Below are 13223 nucleotides of genomic sequence, written 5' to 3' on the forward strand. Positions count from 1 at the left end.
GCGGGCCTTTTGCGTTGCGCGGGGTGAATTTTTGGGAAGGGCGGCTTAGAGCCCATAGCTACATCGGTGCGTCCTTGACTTGACCGCAAAGTTTCTCAATCGGCTGCCAACTTTTGTGTGGCTTTCCCAGTTGCGGAGTAAACTCAAAATAACACCCACCGCCTCCAGCGCCTTGGTCAAATGTCCGGCTGATCGGCACGTCGGACAAGTAACAAAATAACAAGGTCCCAACACCACCATGGCCCACCAACAGAACGTCACCTTCGACGTAGTGTTTCAGGCATTCGCGAACCTCTCTGACAATGCGCGTTTGTGCGGCAACCGCCGTCTCCCAACCGCGAACGCTTTCTTGGGGTCGCGCAAAGAACTGATCTGCAACGATTTCGAACTCTTCTGGCGGGAGAAACCCGGTCGCACTGCGATCATTCTCGTGCATCGCCTCACGTACGACTAGATCACACCCAAGCGCTTTCGCTAACGGAGTGGCCGTTTCTATCGCCTTGATCTCACCGCTACTGACGACGTGCCTTGTCCCGGATAGAGCACCGGCGCCAGCAAGCATGGCGACCCGTTTGCGCCCGATTTCATTTAGCGACCAGTCTGGCACTGGTGTGTTGGGATCAATCGTGACCTGCGGGTGTGAAAGGTATCTGACAATCTGTGACATACCTCATTTTACCAGACTTCCCGATGTCCGCAAAGTCCCGCAAACCGGACATAAGCTTGGCCAGAGCATAGCGCATTGTTAGAAACCCAGAGACTACTCCGCGGTATCCTGATGGTTTGAGCCACTTACCGCACAACCACATCCGCACCCTCGACCATCCACCGCACCGGCCCAACATCACGGCGGGCCTTTTGGGTTCAGGTCAGATAGGTGTTGAACCAGGCGACCGTACGATCCCATGCAAGTTCAGCCGCAGCCTCGTCATAGCGCGGGGTGCTGTCGTTGTGGAACCCGTGGTTCGCGTCCTCGTAAAAGTATTCCTCGAACGTTTTTCCGTTCGCAGCAAGCGCGGCACTATAGGCGGCAGCCCCTGCGTTGATGCGTTCGTCGAGCGCGCCATAGTGCAGCAGGAGAGGTGCCTCGATCCTGGGCACGTCTTCCACTGCGGCCTGACGGCCATAGAAAGGCACGCCTGCGTTCATCTCGGGGTAGGCCACGGCCAGCGCATTCACCACACCACCGCCGTAGCAGAAGCCGACTGCACCAACCCGGCCAGTGCTGTCTTCGCGGGTCATCAAATGCTCGAACGCCGCAAAGAAGTCGTTCATCAGCTTTTCGCCGTCCACTGTGCCTTGTAGCTCCCGCCCCTCGGTATCATTGCCCGGATATCCGCCGACAGAGGTCAGCCCGTCAGGGGCCAGTGCCATAAATCCGGCCTTGGCCACGCGGCGCGCCACATCTTCGATATAGGGGTTCAGACCACGGTTTTCGTGGATCACCAGAACCGCAGGCAAAGGCCCTGTCGCATTGGCCGGTTTGACCAGATAGCCGCGCACCGCGCCGTGGCCGTTGGGGGAGGGGTAGGTGATGTATTCGGGCACGATCTCGGGGTCGTTAAAGGACACCTGTTCGGCCATCGCGTAGTTGGGGCTCAGCATGTTCAGCAGGGCCATCGCGGTGACACCGCCCACGGCAAACTTGCCTGCCTTGTCCAGAAACTCGCGCTTGGTGATTTTGCCGTGCGCATAGAAGTCGTAGAGATCGAGAAGCTCCTGGTCGAAATCCTTGGCGGTCATTCTGTTCATGGCTTTACTCTCCTGTTGGCCGGGTGATCCTCTGCCACCCTCCCGGCAGACCTATGCCGCAACGCCACTATGGCAAATCACAAACCACGGATGCGCGGATCAAGCGCGTCGCGCAGCCCGTCCCCGATGTAGTTCACAGCCAGCACAGTCAGCGAGATTGCAAGCCCCGGCCAGATTACACGCTCTGGAAAGGCGGTCATCCGGTCGACGCTATCGAACAGGATCTTGCCCCAAGTCGGGAAATCCGACGGGAACCCCAAGCCAAGGAAAGACAGCGCACTTTCGGTAATGATCGCTGTGGCAAGGCCCAGAGTGGCTGACACCATGATCGGCGACATCACATTGGGCAGAATATGCCGTGTGATCATCCGGCGCGGTGGCGTCCCGATGGAACGGGCCGCCAGAACGAACTCGCGTTCTTTCAGTGCCATCACATCACCGCGCACAATCCGTGCGGTCTGCATCCAAGATGTGATCCCGATCCCCACAACGATCAGGATGAAAATGCCGTTCTCTGGTCCGAAGGTCGCCCGCAACGGATCGCGGAACAGCAGCATCATCACCAGCAGCAAAGGCAGCAGTGGCAAGGACAAGACCAGATCGGTAAACCGCATCAACAGCCCGTCCAGCCTGCGGAAATATCCCGCCAGCACGCCAATCAGCGTGCCCAGCAACACAGCCAAGATCATCGCGGTCCAGCCGACGGCCAGCGAAATCCGCCCGCCCTGCATGATGTTCGCCATAATATCGCGGCCAAGGTTGTCGGTGCCCATCGGGTTGGCCCAGTTCACTTTGGCCTCGCCATCGAAAAGCAGCATGTAGATTGGCCGCACATCCTTGTTGCGGACGTCAAGCTTGCCGGGATCGACATTCCAGAGCAGCGGGCCAAAGGCGCAAAACAGGGTGATGAAGATCAAGAAGATCAACCCGGCCATCGCCCCTTTATGGGATTTGAACTGGTCCCAGACGTCCAGCCACTGATTGCGGGGTTTTTCGACCTTCAGGGGCGCAAGCTCTTGGGTGGCGGTATCAGTCATAGCGGATCCTCGGGTCAAGAATGCCGTAAAGGATATCTGCGATCAGGTTCATCATCACGATCAGAACGGCCAGCAGGAAGGTGATCGTCATCACCATCGGAATGTCATTGCCTTGCAGGGCAAGGATCAGCAATTGCCCCAGACCATTCACCTTGAAGATCTGTTCGGTGATGATCGCGCCGCCAAAGATCGACGGGATGCCCAAGGCGATCACGGTCACAACCGGAATCATCGAGTTGCGCAGCACGTGCTTGAGCACCACAACGCTTTCGGACATGCCCTTGGCGCGGGCGGTGCGCACATAATCCTGGCTGAGGTTATCCAGCATGGATGCGCGCATGTAGCGGCTGACTTGCGCTGTTGTCTGCAAGGCCAGAACCATCACTGGCATGATCATCTGGCGCAACTGGGTCATGAAGGTGTCCCATGAATTCACGACAAGTGTCGTGTCGTAGATCGACGGCAACCAGCCCAATTGCACCGAAAAGATCACGATCAGCAAAACGCCTGAAAAGAAGGGTGGCACCGAAAAGCCGATCATGCTGACGAATGTGCCAGCCTGGTCAAAGACCGAATACTGTTTGTAGGCGCTGATGATCCCGATGGGCAGAGCAATCAGCACGCCGACAACATAGGACATGCCCACCACCCACAAGGTCTGGGGCAGGCGCTGGCCAATAGTGTCGAACACGGGGCTGCGGGACTGAAAGCTGATCAGCCGCTGCTTGCCTTCGGCGAAACTGGTGCCAAAGGTGCTGTCGATCCAGTACTGCGGTTCGACGATGAAAAACTGGTTCAGCCAAAGCGGAAACCGCACCCACCAAGGTTGATCAAGGCCCAGTGCCGCGCGCATCCGTTCCTTCACTTCAGGAGGGATCGTCAGCGGCATCTGCGCCATAGGATCGCCCGGGGCCAGTTCAAGCAGCATGAAAATCACGAAAGCGATGAAGATAAGCGTCGGGATCGACAGCAGTAATCTACGGATGGTGTAGGTCAGCATTGGCGACGCCTTTATACATGGCTTTGGAAAAGAAGGGACCCAGCCCCGGATATGGCCTCCGGGGCTGGGTCTTTGACAGGCTTAGTTGGAGATCCGGTACCAGTCAGCGATGTTCCACAATTCGCTGTCCCAAGAGTTCAACTCAACACCGCCAAGTGTGTTGGAACGCGCCGACACACGACCGCGATAGATCAGCGGAACGATGATGTTGTTATCCTTGGTCAGGAAGTCGTTCATCTTGATGGCCAGTGCAGCACGTGCTGCCGGGTCGGATGTCGCTGCATATTCCGCGATCATCGCATCATAGCCCGCATCACAGACGCGGTTGATGTTTTCACCCTGCCACTGGCTTTCTGGACGTGGTTCATTGCCGCATTTGTAGGCTGCCAGATAGGCTTGTGGATCGTTGCCTTCAAAATTGTTGGTATACATTTCAACGTCTGCATAGAAACGCTGGAAAGTATCAGGCGAACCCGGATCACCGCCAAAGAAAACGCCCGCATCGATGTTGCGCAGCTCGGTTTCAACGCCGATCTGTTCCCAGTCAGCCTTGATCAGCGCTTGCACGTCCTGACGCACGGCGTTTGTCGATGTCTGGAACAGGACTGACAAGCGCACGCCGTCTGCGTTCACGCGGATGCCATCCGGACCAGGCATAAAGCCTGCTTCTTCCAGCAGCGCGATTGCACCGGGGATATTCTGTGTCAGACATTCTGTGTTGTCAGACGCATAAAGTGCCGGAGCAGGAACGAGGTTACAGTTTGGCTGACCTGCCGGACCATAGCCTACATCCACAAGGATCTGACGATCGATTGCAATCGACAGCGCCTTGCGCACGCGGCCGTCGGTCAGGAACGGATGCGGATGCATAACGGTTGCGCGTTCACCTTCAGGCAGGCTGGGCGATGGATCGGTCAGGTTCATTTCCAGACGTTCGATGTTGGTGCCGAAAGCAGACAAGACTTCGCCCTGACCGCCAGCCATCATGGCCGAGATTACGTCCGGTGCCAGTTGCAGGTTCCAGGCGTAATCGAATTCGCCGGTTTCCAGCACGGAACGGCCCGCAGAAGCCGCATCGCCGCCACCTTTGAAGTTCACTGTCGCAAAAGCAGGCTTGCCCGGTTCGCGATAGTTTTCGTTGGCCGCAAGCGAGATCACGTCATTGGTCAGGAAATTGGTGACTGTGAATGGCCCTGTGCCGATAGGGTTAAAGTTCGCATCGGTACATTCAGGCGCTTTCGGGCCCAGACAATCCGCAAACTGTGCGGCTTGAATGATCGGTGACTGACCGCCGACAAAAGCATTGTACGGATACGGCTTTGGGCCTTCGAATGTGATCTTGATAGTCAGATCGTCCAGCGCTTCGACAGATTCCACGCCTTCGAATTTCGCAGCTTGGGCGCAACCGCCGCCTTCTGCCGTGCAGTACTGCCATGTAAAGATCACGTCGGCTGCTGTGACCGCAGTGCCGTCAGACCAAAGCAGATCAGGCTTGAGCTGCCATGTGATCGTGGTCAGGTCTTCGGACACGCCGCCATTGGCAATAGTCGGGACTTCTGTTGCCAGGAATGGCACGAGTGTGCCGCCGGCATCATAACGCGCAAGTGGCTCGATCACGAGGCTTGCCGCTTCGATCTCTTTTGTGCCGCCGGACAGATAGGGGTTCATCGTCGAGACGGCTTGCCAATAGATGATATTGACGTTGCCGTCGCGGCCGCGCTCGCCGACATGCCCATCGGCGTAAGCCATGGGTGCCAGGATCATGCCGGCAACAGCGCCCATCAGGGCTGTTTTCAGTTTCATTGTGTCTTCTCCTTGTTGACGCTCTGTTTTGCCTCTGGACCTGCCGTTGCTTCGGCAGTGTCGTTTGTTTCGTTGTAAAGGTGGCAGGCCGTAAACCGGCCTGGCTGCACCTCTCGATAGTCGGGTTCCACGCGCTTGCAGATGTCCATGACAGACGGGCAGCGGGTGCAGAAGTTGCATCCCTCCGGCGGATTGGAGGGCGATGGGACATCCCCCTTGAGGATGATCCGTTCGCTTTTGCGGGCAAGGCTGGGGTCCGGTTCGGGGACCGCGGACAACAGCGCCTTGGTGTAGGGATGCAGCGGATCGGCATAAAGCCCTTCGCGCGGGGCCAGTTCGACCACTTTGCCCAGATACATCACGGCGACACGGGTTGCGATATGGCGGACCATCGACAGGTCGTGGCTGATGAACAGATAGGTCAGGCCGAACTGCTCTTGCAGGTCTTCGAGCAGGTTCACCACCTGCGCCTGAATGGACACATCCAGCGCCGCAATCGGTTCGTCGCAAACGATAAACTTGGGGTTCAGGGCCAGCGCACGGGCAATCCCGATCCGTTGCCGCTGCCCGCCCGAAAACGCATGCGGATAGCGTTTGGCGAACTTGCGGTTCAGACCCACCGCATCCATCAATTCCCCGACTTTTTCACGCTTTTCCGCATCACTCAGCGTGGTGTGTTCATCGAGCGGTTCCTTGATGATGTTTTCGACCGTCATGCGCGGATTGAGCGAGGCTTGCGGGTCCTGAAACACCATCTGCATTGTCGGACGCATGGACCGCAGCGCCGCTTGCGGCGTGCTGCCAATCTCGCGTCCGTCAATCTTAATCTGGCCCGACGTGATATCGTAAAGACGCAACACCGCGCGGCCGCAGGTGGATTTGCCACAACCGGATTCGCCGACCAGCCCCAGCGTTTCACCTTCCATCACATCAAAACTGACGCCGTCGACGGCCTTCACCTCGCCCACGCGCCGGCGCAGCAGACCCGCATAGATCGGAAAGTGCATCTTGAGGTCGCGGACGCTGACCAACGGCTTGTCGGTGCTATCAAGCATCACGCGGCCCTCCGGTGCGGGCGTCATAGAAACAGGCGGCATCGTGGCCGTCACCCAGATCATAGCGGGGCGGATTTTCGCGCGCACAGCGATCAAAAGCCACGTCGCAGCGGTCGCGGAACGGGCAGGCATTGGGTGGGCTGGTCATGATTGGCGGCTGCCCTTCAATGATGGTCAGGCGGGCGGCGCGCTTGCCCGTGATCGTCGGGATCGTCTTGAGAAGAGCGCGGGTATAAGGGTGCTGGGGATGGCTGAAAAGTTCATGCACCGGCGCATGTTCCACCACTTGGCCCGCATACATCACCATAACACGGTCCGCGATTCCGGCGATCACGCCCAGATCATGGGTGATCCAGATCACGGCCATGCCCAGTTTGTCGCGCAACTCTTTCATCAGTTCCAGAATCTGCGCCTGAATGGTGACGTCGAGCGCGGTTGTCGGCTCGTCGGCGATCAGCACCTTGGGATCGCAGGCGAGCGCAATCGCGATCATCACACGCTGGCGCATGCCCCCGGAAAACTGGTGGGGGTAGTCATCCAAACGCCGCTTTGCATCTGGGATACCCACCAGTTCCAACAGCTCTTGGGCGCGGACCGTGGCCTCGCGCTTGTTCAGGCCCATATGCTTGCGCAAAGGTTCCATGATCTGGAACCCGACCGGATAAACAGGGTTGAGCGAGGTCATCGGGTCCTGAAATACGAATCCGATCTTGCCGCCGCGTACAGAGCGGAGCGTTTCGGGCGAGACATGCAAGAGGTCTTGCCCTTCGAAAGTGACAGTGCCGTGCCGGACATCCGCAGGCGGAGAGGGCAACAGCCCCAGAAGCGACATCATCGTGACCGACTTGCCAGATCCGCTCTCGCCAACGACGCCCAAAAGTTCCCCTGCCTTCAGCGAAAAGCTCACGTCATTGACCGCGTGGACTTCACCACCGCGTGTTCTGAAAACAGTTTTGAGGTCCCGGACATCCAGGACGGGCATGGCCCCATCGGGCATATAGAACCTCCCAGGTGGTTCGGTATTGCTTATTTTTTACGCCAGTATTTTGACCACTGGTCGCTTTCAATTGGACGGTATCATCAAAATCCGAACCCGCAAGCCGATTCCTGTTTGCGGCTTCCTGCAAGACCAGACAGAGTGTGCTTGCCAGTGCTTTGCGCAGACGCATAGCGAATAAGCGCATTTTGCAGCATATCGTGAAAGGATAGTGATGACCCTCAGCGCCCGAGAATTGATGGATAAGCTGGTAAGTTTTCCCACGGTAAGTCGCGACAGCAACCTTGAACTTATTGATTTTGTTGAGGGTTATCTGGCTGATCTTGGGGTGAAATCCACCCGCGTCCCAAACGAAGATGGCACCAAAGCGTCACTTTATGCCCATGTCGGGCCTGACATTGACGGCGGCGTCGTCTTGTCCGGCCATACCGATGTTGTCCCTGTGGATGGGCAAGCATGGGATACCGACCCTTTCACGGTAACCGAGCGTCAAGGCAAACTTTACGGGCGTGGCACCTGCGATATGAAGGGCTTTGATGCGCTGGCCCTGTCTGCCGTGCCTTTGGCACTGGCGCGCGGCATCAAGCGCCCGCTGCAAATCGCGCTGAGCTATGACGAAGAGGTCGGCTGTATCGGCGCCCCACCGATGATTGATCACATGGTCAGCATGGGCATGCCGCGTGCGGATACTGTTCTGGTGGGCGAACCTTCAATGATGAAACTCGTGACGGGTCATAAGGGCGGCATTGGCTACCATATGCACTTCAGGGGGTTTGAGGTGCACTCCTCTCTGGCTCCGACCGGCGTGAACGCGATCATGATGGCAGCCAAGCTGATTGACTGGGCCAATCAGGTGAACGCCGAGAACGCGGCCAGGACGCCCAGCGAACTTGCCGCAGATTTCTACCCGCCCTACACAACGCTGCATGTCGGCACGATCAGCGGCGGCACAGCCCACAATATCACTGCCAAAGACTGCTATTTCGGTTTCGGCTTCCGGATTGTGCCCGGCGAAGACATCGCCGAATGGCAGGCGCGTTTCATGGCGAAAGTGGCCGAGCTGGAGGCCGAAATGAAAGCGGTTCGTCCCGAGGCGGGAATCAGTGCCGAACAATACTACCATGTGCCCGGTCTAGTGCCGGAAGAGGACGGGCAGGCCGAAAGCTTGGTGCGGCTTCTGACCGGTGAGAACAGTCGCAATGTTGTCAGTTACGGCACCGAAGCGGGGCAGTTTCAGGAACGCGGCTATTCTGCTGTGGTCTGCGGGCCGGGCGATATTGCACAGGCGCATCAGCCCAACGAATATATCACCGTTGACCAGTTTCAGCAGGGTGAAGCCTTTATTGCACGTCTGGTTGATCACCTCGCCAAATGAGTTTTCCCATTCACGCAGGCCAACCGGCGCAATTTCAGGCTGATCTGCCGCAATCCGTTGATGTGGCCATCATCGGGGGCGGGATCATCGGCGTAATGACCTTGTGGGAACTGGCAAAGGCGGGCGTGCGCGCTGTTCTGCTGGAGAAAGGCCGCGTCGCGGGCGAGCAATCCTCGCGCAATTGGGGCTGGATACGCGCGCAAGGGCGCGACATCGCCGAACTGCCCATCGTGCTGGAAGCGCAGGCGATGTGGCCCGCGCTTGCCAAAGAAGCAGGTGACATCGGGCTCCGGCAGACCGGCACGCTCTATCTGGCAAAGACCGATGACGAGATCGACCGCTACCGCGACTGGTTGGATCAAGCGGCCCCCTATCAGGTAAGCAGCCGTATCCTGACCGGCGATCAGGTGGCTGCCCATATGCCCAAAGCCGCGCGACGCTGGGCGGGGGCGCTTTACACGCCAGCCGATCTGCGCGCCGAACCATGGGTCACCGTGCCGGCCTTTGCGCGTGCAGCGGTTGCGGCAGGTGGCACCATCATCGAGGATTGCGCGGTGCGCTTGCTGTCGCTTGAGGGCGGGCGCGTCACTGGCGTGATCACCGAAAAAGGCCTGATCAGGACAAACGCCGTTGTTCTGGCGGGCGGCGCATGGTCGTCGCTTTTGCTCAGGCGGCACGGCGTGTCGATCCCGCAACTCTCTGTGCGGGCGACTGTTGCGCAAACCGAGAGCTTGCCCGAGATCTATGCAGGCGGCGCCGTCGATCACAAACTGGCGTGGCGCAGGCGCGAGGACGGGGGATATTCCCTGGCTCCTTCGGGATTTCATGAACTTTTCGTCGGACCTGATGCGTTTCGCGCGCTGCGCGGCTTTGCCCCGCAACTGATCAAGGACCCTTTGGGCACGCGTTTCCTGCCCGCTGCCCCGCGCGGCTATCCTGATGCTTGGGGGACCGCGCGCCGCTGGTCTGGCGACCAGATCAGCCCCTTTGAAAAGATGCGGGTTCTGGACCCCGCACCCAATCGGGCCAAGGTCGCACAACTGGCCAAAGACTTCGGGCAGACCTTTCCGGACCTCGGTACCGTAAGAATCAAATCTGCATGGGCTGGCATGATCGACACCATGCCGGACGTTGTTCCCGTCGTGGATGACTGCGCGGCCCTGCCGGGGCTGTCGATCTGCACCGGCATGTGCGGTCACGGCTTCGGGATCGGCCCCGCGATGGGGCGGATTATGGCGCGTTTGGCCACCGGAAAAGAGGCGGGGCATGATCTGCACCGTTTCCGCTTGTCCCGCTTCTCGGACGGGAGCAAACTGACACTGGGACCGAACCTCTAGCCGCTTGCCGTGATTGCGCTAGGTTCTGGCCAGACAAACATTCAAAGACTCAAGGATCTGACATGCCAATCAAGAATCGCTTTGCCGAACTTCTTCCTGAAATCATCGAATGGCGTCGGGACTTGCACGAGCATCCCGAAATCCTGTTCGAGACGCACCGGACTTCGGCGATCGTTGCCGAAAAGCTCAAGGAATTCGGCTGCGACGAGATCGTCACGGGAATCGGGCGGACAGGCGTTGTGGCCGTTATCAAAGGCAAGACCGACACATCGGGCAAGGTGATCGGGTTGCGCGCGGACATGGATGCCCTGCCGATGCAGGAACAGACCGATCTGCCATATAAATCCAAAGTAGATGGCGCAATGCACGCCTGCGGGCATGACGGGCATACGGCGATGCTTCTGGGTGCGGCCAAGTACCTGTCCGAGACGCGCAATTTCGACGGCACTGTCGTCTTGATCTTCCAGCCTGCCGAAGAAGGCGGCGGCGGCGGAAAGGAAATGTGCGACGACGGCATGATGGATCGTTGGGGCATCCAAGAGGTCTATGGCATGCACAACTGGCCGGGCCTGCCCGTCGGTCAATTCGCGATCAGACCGGGCGCGTTCTTTGCATCGGCGGACCAGTTCGAAATGGTTGTCGAAGGCAAAGGCGGTCATGCTGCCAAACCACATCTTGCGCTTGATACAACCGTCGTGGCCAGCCACATTGTGATCGCGCTCCAGACGATCGCCTCGCGGATCGTGAGCCCTGTGGAACAGGTCGTCGTCTCTGTCACCAGTTTCGAGACATCCTCCAAGGCGTTCAATGTGATCCCCCAGACCGTGCATCTGCGCGGAACAGTGCGTGCGCTATCGGACGAAACGCGCGATCTGGCTGAAAAATCCCTGATCTCGATCGCAGAAGGGACAGCAGCGGCCTTTGGTGCCACTGCCACGGTCAAATACAAGCGCGGCTATCCGGTCATGGTGAACAGTGAAGCACAGACGGAATTTGCCGCCGAAGTTGCCAAATCAGTGGCCGGAAAATGCGACTTCGCCGATTACACGATGGGCGGCGAGGACTTTTCCTTCATGCTGCAAGAACGGCCAGGGGCCTATATTTTCGTGGGCAACGGCGAAGGACACGATGTGCATCATCCCAAGTATGTGTTCAGCGACGAAACGATGCCCGCCGGATGCAGCTGGTGGGCGGGGATCGTCGAACAACGTATGCCCGCGGCCTGATGTGGGAAGAACGCTATAGCGCCAGCGAGGGGTATCTTTTCGGCACAGCACCCGCAGCAGTGCTGGCCGAAAACCCGTGGTTGATCCGCAAAGGGGCCACAGCGCTTTGCGTGGCGGACGGGGAAGGGCGCAATAGCGTCCACCTTGCCCGTCACGGCATGCAGGTGACGGCATTTGATCCTTCGCCGACGGCAATCGCGCGGGCAGGGCAGCTTGCGGCTGATGCGGGGGTGTCGGTGAATGCGCATGTGTCGGATTGGGATGGCTGGGACTGGTCCGCGCAATATGACACGGTTGTGGCGATCTTTATCCAGTTCGCGGACCCTGCGTTTCGCGCGCGCCAGTTCAGCAACATGCAATCAGCACTGCGCAGTGGCGGGCGTCTTTTGCTGCATGGCTATCGGCCCGAACAGATCGGACGCGGCACAGGCGGTCCGCCATTTGTCGAAAACATGTATACCGAAGAGATGCTGCGCACAGCCTTTGCAGGTTGGCAGGTCGAACGCTGCGCGGTTTACGAGCGCGACCAAAGGTCCGGGAGCGCCCATGTGGGGCAGGCGGCCTTGATCGATTTTGTGGCGCGCAAACCGTAGGACGGATCAAGATCCACCCTCGCTTTACCCACCCGTATGCGACATATGCCTGCTGACTTGCCCGTCGATCTGCTGACGGGAATAGTCGAAATCATGCCCCTTGGGCTTGAGCGCAATCGCCGCGCGAATGGCATTTTCCAGATCGGCATCCGCCTCTGACGCCCGCAAAGGTGCGCGCAGGTCCGAATGACCCTCCTGCCCAAGACAGGTGTAAATCTCTCCGGTGCAGGTAATCCGCACACGGTTGCAGCTTTCACAGAAATTGTGGCTCAGCGGCGTGATGAACCCGATCTTCTGGCCGGTCTTTGCCACGCGGACATAGCGGGCCGGACCACCTGTGCGTTCGGGTAAATCAACCAGCTCCGAGCGCTCTGCAATCCGGGCGCGTAAGTCCTTGAGCGACCAATATTGCCCCAGACGGTCCTCGTTGCCCAGATCACCCATTGGCATGACCTCGATAAAGGTCAGGTCCATGTCGCGTGACGCGCACCAATCGGTCAGTGCTTCAAGCTCGTCCTCGTTAAAGTCTTTCAGTGCCACAGTATTGATCTTGACCCGCAGCCCCGCCTTTTGTGCGGCATCAATGCCGCGCAGGACTTGGGGCAGGCGGCCCCAGCGGGTAATCTGGGCAAATTTCGCCTCGTCCAGCGTATCGAGCGATACATTCACCCGCCGCACACCGGCGGCAAAAAGATCATCCGCGAATTTTTCAAGCTGGCTGCCATTTGTGGTGAGCGTCAGCTCGTGCAGCGCACCGCTGTCCAGATGCCGTGACATGCTGCGAAAGAAGGTCATGATATCACGGCGCACCAAAGGCTCGCCGCCCGTAATCCGCAGCTTACGTACACCAAGCCGGACAAAGGCCGAACACAGGCGGTCCAATTCTTCCAGCGTCAGCAGGTCTTTCTTGGGCAGAAAGGTCATGTTTTCCGACATGCAATACACACAGCGGAAATCGCACCGGTCCGTGACCGACACCCGCAGGTATGAGATGGCGCGTGCAAAAGGGTCGATCAAGGGCGTATTCATAAGCGCAAACTATGTGCGA

12 protein-coding genes are annotated in these 13223 nt (G+C 58.6%); 4 read left to right on the forward strand and 8 right to left on the reverse strand.

All coding sequences use genetic code 11. The annotated features are described in order from the left end of the window. Window positions 1–58: 58 nt before the first annotated feature. From NWQ23_RS01215 to NWQ23_RS01245, 7 genes are all read right to left on the reverse strand, one after another. Window positions 59–667 carry a histidine phosphatase family protein gene (locus tag NWQ23_RS01215; RefSeq protein ID WP_306164409.1) on the reverse strand — a complete coding sequence of 203 codons (609 nt, stop codon included), beginning with the start codon at window positions 665–667 and terminating at the stop codon, window positions 59–61. Between the two features lie 197 nt (window positions 668–864). After that, window positions 865–1752 carry a YghX family hydrolase gene (gene yghX, locus NWQ23_RS01220; protein ID WP_306164410.1) on the reverse strand — a complete coding sequence of 296 codons (888 nt, stop codon included), beginning with the start codon at window positions 1750–1752 and terminating at the stop codon, window positions 865–867. A gap of 77 nt (window positions 1753–1829) precedes the next feature. Beyond that, the gene (locus NWQ23_RS01225) at window positions 1830–2789 is read right to left on the reverse strand and encodes an ABC transporter permease (RefSeq protein ID WP_306164411.1); all 960 of its coding nucleotides are present in this window, start codon (window positions 2787–2789) and stop codon (window positions 1830–1832) included. Further along, on the reverse strand, window positions 2782–3789 hold the full coding sequence (locus tag NWQ23_RS01230) for an ABC transporter permease (RefSeq protein WP_306164412.1): 1008 nt from the start codon (window positions 3787–3789) through the stop codon (window positions 2782–2784). Before NWQ23_RS01230 ends, NWQ23_RS01225 begins: the two co-directional genes overlap by 8 nt. Before the next feature lie 81 nt (window positions 3790–3870). Next, window positions 3871–5592: a peptide ABC transporter substrate-binding protein gene (locus NWQ23_RS01235; RefSeq protein ID WP_306164413.1), complete on the reverse strand. Its 1722-nt coding sequence runs from the start codon at window positions 5590–5592 to the stop codon at window positions 3871–3873. Beyond that, window positions 5589–6647 (reverse strand): ABC transporter ATP-binding protein, encoded by a 1059-nt coding sequence (locus tag NWQ23_RS01240; RefSeq protein WP_306164473.1) that lies wholly within the window; start codon window positions 6645–6647, stop codon window positions 5589–5591. Before NWQ23_RS01240 ends, NWQ23_RS01235 begins: the two co-directional genes overlap by 4 nt. After that, on the reverse strand, window positions 6640–7644 hold the full coding sequence (locus NWQ23_RS01245; protein ID WP_306164414.1) for an ABC transporter ATP-binding protein: 1005 nt from the start codon (window positions 7642–7644) through the stop codon (window positions 6640–6642). The genes NWQ23_RS01240 and NWQ23_RS01245 overlap by 8 nt, the downstream gene beginning before the upstream one ends. Window positions 7645–7852: 208 nt before the next feature. Here NWQ23_RS01245 and argE point away from each other — a divergent pair, with 208 nt between their 5' ends. The 4 genes from argE (at window position 7853) to NWQ23_RS01265 (ending at window position 12175) form a co-directional block, all read left to right on the forward strand. Further along, window positions 7853–9019: an acetylornithine deacetylase gene (gene argE / locus NWQ23_RS01250; protein ID WP_306164474.1), complete on the forward strand. Its 1167-nt coding sequence runs from the start codon at window positions 7853–7855 to the stop codon at window positions 9017–9019. Further along, window positions 9016–10356 (forward strand): FAD-binding oxidoreductase, encoded by a 1341-nt coding sequence (locus NWQ23_RS01255; RefSeq protein ID WP_306164415.1) that lies wholly within the window; start codon window positions 9016–9018, stop codon window positions 10354–10356. The genes argE and NWQ23_RS01255 overlap by 4 nt, the downstream gene beginning before the upstream one ends. A gap of 62 nt (window positions 10357–10418) precedes the next feature. After that, window positions 10419–11582 carry a M20 aminoacylase family protein gene (locus NWQ23_RS01260; RefSeq protein WP_306164416.1) on the forward strand — a complete coding sequence of 388 codons (1164 nt, stop codon included), beginning with the start codon at window positions 10419–10421 and terminating at the stop codon, window positions 11580–11582. Beyond that, complete coding sequence (locus NWQ23_RS01265) at window positions 11582–12175, forward strand: cyclopropane-fatty-acyl-phospholipid synthase family protein (RefSeq protein ID WP_306164417.1); 594 nt, start codon at window positions 11582–11584, stop codon at window positions 12173–12175. Before NWQ23_RS01260 ends, NWQ23_RS01265 begins: the two co-directional genes overlap by 1 nt. Before the next feature lie 24 nt (window positions 12176–12199). On the opposite strand, the gene moaA is transcribed toward NWQ23_RS01265, so the two are convergent. Next, window positions 12200–13204: a GTP 3',8-cyclase MoaA gene (gene moaA, locus NWQ23_RS01270; protein ID WP_306164418.1), complete on the reverse strand. Its 1005-nt coding sequence runs from the start codon at window positions 13202–13204 to the stop codon at window positions 12200–12202. Between the last annotated feature and the right edge of the window lie 19 nt (window positions 13205–13223).

Origin of the sequence: Yoonia sp. (assembly GCF_030731595.1) — a bacterium.
GTDB lineage: Bacteria > Pseudomonadota > Alphaproteobacteria > Rhodobacterales > Rhodobacteraceae > Yoonia.

Bases quoted from the DNA above. Each gene is read 5' to 3' on its own strand.
- NWQ23_RS01245 (WP_306164414.1), bottom strand. From the start codon at position 7,644: ATGCCCGATGGGGCCATGCCCGTCCTGGATGTCCGGGACCTCAAAACT.
- yghX (WP_306164410.1), bottom strand. From the start codon at position 1,752: ATGAACAGAATGACCGCCAAGGATTTCGACCAGGAGCTTCTCGATCTC.
- NWQ23_RS01215 (WP_306164409.1), bottom strand. From the start codon at position 667: ATGTCACAGATTGTCAGATACCTTTCACACCCGCAGGTCACGATTGAT.
- NWQ23_RS01260 (WP_306164416.1), top strand. From the start codon at position 10,419: ATGCCAATCAAGAATCGCTTTGCCGAACTTCTTCCTGAAATCATCGAA.
- NWQ23_RS01230 (WP_306164412.1), bottom strand. From the start codon at position 3,789: ATGCTGACCTACACCATCCGTAGATTACTGCTGTCGATCCCGACGCTT.
- NWQ23_RS01265 (WP_306164417.1), top strand. From the start codon at position 11,582: ATGTGGGAAGAACGCTATAGCGCCAGCGAGGGGTATCTTTTCGGCACA.
- NWQ23_RS01240 (WP_306164473.1), bottom strand. From the start codon at position 6,647: ATGCTTGATAGCACCGACAAGCCGTTGGTCAGCGTCCGCGACCTCAAG.
- NWQ23_RS01225 (WP_306164411.1), bottom strand. From the start codon at position 2,789: ATGACTGATACCGCCACCCAAGAGCTTGCGCCCCTGAAGGTCGAAAAA.
- moaA (WP_306164418.1), bottom strand. From the start codon at position 13,204: ATGAATACGCCCTTGATCGACCCTTTTGCACGCGCCATCTCATACCTG.
- NWQ23_RS01255 (WP_306164415.1), top strand. From the start codon at position 9,016: ATGAGTTTTCCCATTCACGCAGGCCAACCGGCGCAATTTCAGGCTGAT.
- NWQ23_RS01235 (WP_306164413.1), bottom strand. From the start codon at position 5,592: ATGAAACTGAAAACAGCCCTGATGGGCGCTGTTGCCGGCATGATCCTG.